Origin of the sequence: Lishizhenia sp., assembly GCF_033720595.1 — a bacterium.
In the GTDB taxonomy this organism is placed as follows: domain Bacteria; phylum Bacteroidota; class Bacteroidia; order Flavobacteriales_D; family Crocinitomicaceae; genus Lishizhenia.
Map to the genome: position 1 here is coordinate 1 of NZ_JAWWCF010000260.1, position 3,296 is coordinate 3,296.

Here is a 3,296-nt window from a genome sequence, read left to right on the forward strand (position 1 = left end):
ATATATTTCCGTTAAGACTTACTCTATCGGAGGCATATTCACTTTAGGTAATGGAACTAAATTTTCAACAGGAGGAATACTTTGCAAATAGGTAAAGAGAGCATGTAAATCTTCATCTGCCAAATCTTTGAAATTCATCCATGGCATGGGAGGGAGGAGCATACGGGTATCGTCTAGTCCTTTGGATTTACCTTCTTTTAAAGCTTTTCCAAATTGCTCTTCTGTCCAATATTTTATCCCTGTTTCATCTGGGGTCAAATTGGCAGCATAAGAAATTCCCCAAGGACCAGCAGCTGCTGTTAAATCAGGAAACATTACTGCGAAACCAGGAGGAAGTTTAATACTGTCAAAAACTGGTGAAAGATCTTCACCATGGTGTCCAGATAACATTAATTCAGGAATCACCTCTGGTCCCATAGGTCCCATTTTTTTTGGAGAATGGCAATCGTGACATCCCATGGTCATGACCAAATATTCACCTCGTTTAATAACAGCATCGGAATCATCCTGTAGTGCGGCAACATCCGTTTCTTCTTGATTGTCTTTACTTGCAGCGTAATCCGTACAAGCAGTTTGTAGAGCTAAAAACAAAAGTAATAGCCCTATCATGTAAAAGCGAGTAGTTTTCATAATAGTAGTATTTAGTGTAAAATGAGGGTTTATATATCTTTTAATATATACTACTAAATTTACTCGAATTAAGTGAGTTGACAAAAAATACTTGTCTTCAGGTGGAGTATAAACGGTTGGAAATTAGTCTTTACCGTATAGTTTTAGGGGGAGCATTAAACCAAAGGCAAAAACTTGTTGACGGGTAAATCCCTCTGCATTCTCATCGTTCCTTTGCTTGAAACTGTAGAAGTAATTAAATTTTAGGTCAACATAGAAAAGTCCAAACTCTAGAGAAGCACAGGCTCCATAATCCCACTTATTCATGCTGAAATTAGGACTTATCGCCAAATTTCTACTCATATATCCACCAAAACTTATACTGTTGAAAAAAGGGTAGATACCAAAATCTGCTTTGTTTTCATTTGATATTTTAAACATCAATGGAACTTTGATGTCTTCTAATCGAACTGGAGTGCCATATAAAGCGTCAGATAAAATATTATTGTACTGTGGTTCTAGGGCAAATCCATATCCGATTTTTTTGAATTTTTGAGCAGAGACAATGGAATATCCCAGTCCTCCCATATACCCTTCGACCACATAGTTTTCTTGTAAACCAGTTTGAGTTTTTCCTTTAAAAGTAATGGTTGCAAAAGGGTAGAGCTCATGCACGTGAAAACGAGAAATACTTGTTCTTCTCTTCTTTATTAATGGATATTGAGCATAAGCATTATGCACAAAGGTGAAAAATAAAAAGAGAGAAAGTATTGCTCTTAATTTGCTCATAGCTCATAGATTTCTTAGGAGGTCTCAAGATAAAAAAATCATTTGAAAAAAGAGCTTTATGAACAAATATGAGTAGACTATAAACTTCTGTACCATTGAACCATTGGGATGGGAACTGATAGCACCTCACCGTCATAAATTATTCCTGAAAAACCGAACTGAAAAGCTTTCCCTTCTGATTGATGCCAACGAACACCAGGTACCAATACAGCAAATCCCATTTTTTGATCTTGATAAGTTTCGGTTATCGTTTGGTTTTCATACTGCATGGTATTTGGGTTGTACACTTGAGTTAAGTAAGTCTCTGTTCTCATTTCAGGTTCTCCGGGTAAGAGGAAGAAGGAGTCAAAAACCAAACTTAATTTTGTAGAAATCTTTAACATTCCCCCGACGCTTGCGACAAATCTACCCTCTAAGTCGCCATCATTGAGTATGGCTCCATACCCACCTGAAAAAGCGATATTTCTAGACCTGTCTCCTAAAGAAAGCGTTGCAAATGGGAGTGCACCTCCCCATTCAGGTAGCGCCCAAGAACCTGTTCCTGCTAATGCTCCTAACGCAAATTGTGATTGTTCGCCAATTATCCAAGATTTCTTAATGGTTGCAACTACAGGTAGTCCTATCCATGAGGTCATTACACCAACACCTAAATTTTCGCCGATTCCAAATTGTAAGTCAGGCCCGAATAGATTCCATTGGATGTAATGTTCTCCTTTGTGAATTGGGAGTCCATTAGTCGTTAAAAAATACCGCGTAGAAAACTTGTCTTCTCCTATAAATTCCCCCTTATTATTAAAATTCTTTGTATTTATTTTTTCTATAGATTTTACGGTGTATTGAGGGATATAAATTTTACGGCCATCTGTGGTCTTAAAGTAAATTTCTCGTTCATCTTGTGAAATAATTTGACCGATAATTTCACCGCCATCGGTAGTTACTAAGCGGTAAAGATTTGTGTCCGAAACTGTTGAACTATCGGATGGTGTTTGTGCTAACAGTGAACTTGTAATCACTGTTAACAGCATGAGTAGTAGCGTTTTCATAACCATGTAGTTTTAAAGTGTAGGTGGTATAAGGTTATTTTGAAAAGGTATCTAACTAAAGTTAAACTGTTTATTTCAATTAAACTAAATTATTTATTGTTTGGGTATTCTTCTTCTTCCAGAGGATTAAAAATTGAATGTGAGCGATGTTACGCGCTGCATCCTTTGCTTTTTCAGCTAACTTCCCGTGAAATAGTTCGTCTAGGGTAGCAATCCATAGCTGTAACCAATATCCAAAAAGTTCTTGTTCCAAACCTCCTGGATGTGCCTGGTCAACGTTGATGTGTTTTTGTGTTGGGTTTCCTTTAAATTTTCGAACTCCAAAAAGGTTTGTTTCCCAAAAGTCTGATAGTTTACTCAAATGTTCAGGCCATTCATCTTCTTTAATGTGACGGGAGAAAATAGGTCCTAGCTCATTGTGTGCCCTCACTTTGGTGTAGAAGCTTTCCACAAGCAGCTCTATATCCTTTCTGGTTTCAATTGTTTTCATACTCAAACAAAGTTAGGTTCTTAACTTGTAAGAAAACATGACATATGTCAATAAAAAAGAGGAGTAAAACTCCTCTTTATATTACTAAAAATAAACTCAATAAGCTCTGTGAATTGCTTATGATAAATGTAGTATCTTTTGTGAAAGACTTGTTGCTATTACTTAAAATAGGGGTATTTTCCCTTGGTGAAGTAAGGGGATATACGACTATTTAATGTACACTTATTTCCATGGGTTAGTTGCCCAAACGGCAGCATCCGTAATGAAGCCAACATCATTCATTGCTAACATACTAGAGGCTACATGTGCGATTTCGCTTGGTCTTAGTTTATTGTCATCAACCTTTTGTTCCATACCCATTTTAG

Annotated in this window: 4 protein-coding genes; all 4 read right to left on the reverse strand. The window is 36.8% G+C overall.

The features are described from left to right. Positions 1 to 18: 18 nt before the first annotated feature. The 4 genes from R3333_RS13660 to R3333_RS13675 all read right to left on the reverse strand — a co-directional run bounded on the left by R3333_RS13660 (position 19) and on the right by R3333_RS13675 (position 2,931). The gene (locus R3333_RS13660; protein WP_318959330.1) at positions 19 to 630 is read right to left on the reverse strand and encodes a c-type cytochrome; all 612 of its coding nucleotides are present in this window, start codon (positions 628 to 630) and stop codon (positions 19 to 21) included. A 123-nt stretch (positions 631 to 753) separates the two neighbouring features. After that, on the reverse strand, positions 754 to 1,398 hold the full coding sequence (locus tag R3333_RS13665; RefSeq protein ID WP_318959331.1) for a hypothetical protein: 645 nt from the start codon (positions 1,396 to 1,398) through the stop codon (positions 754 to 756). 77 nt (positions 1,399 to 1,475) lie between these two features. Then, entirely contained in the window at positions 1,476 to 2,441 is a 966-nt protein-coding gene (locus R3333_RS13670) for a hypothetical protein (RefSeq protein WP_318959332.1), read from the reverse strand. Between the two features lie 79 nt (positions 2,442 to 2,520). Next, positions 2,521 to 2,931 (reverse strand): group III truncated hemoglobin, encoded by a 411-nt coding sequence (locus R3333_RS13675; RefSeq protein ID WP_318959333.1) that lies wholly within the window; start codon positions 2,929 to 2,931, stop codon positions 2,521 to 2,523. Between the last annotated feature and the right edge of the window lie 365 nt (positions 2,932 to 3,296).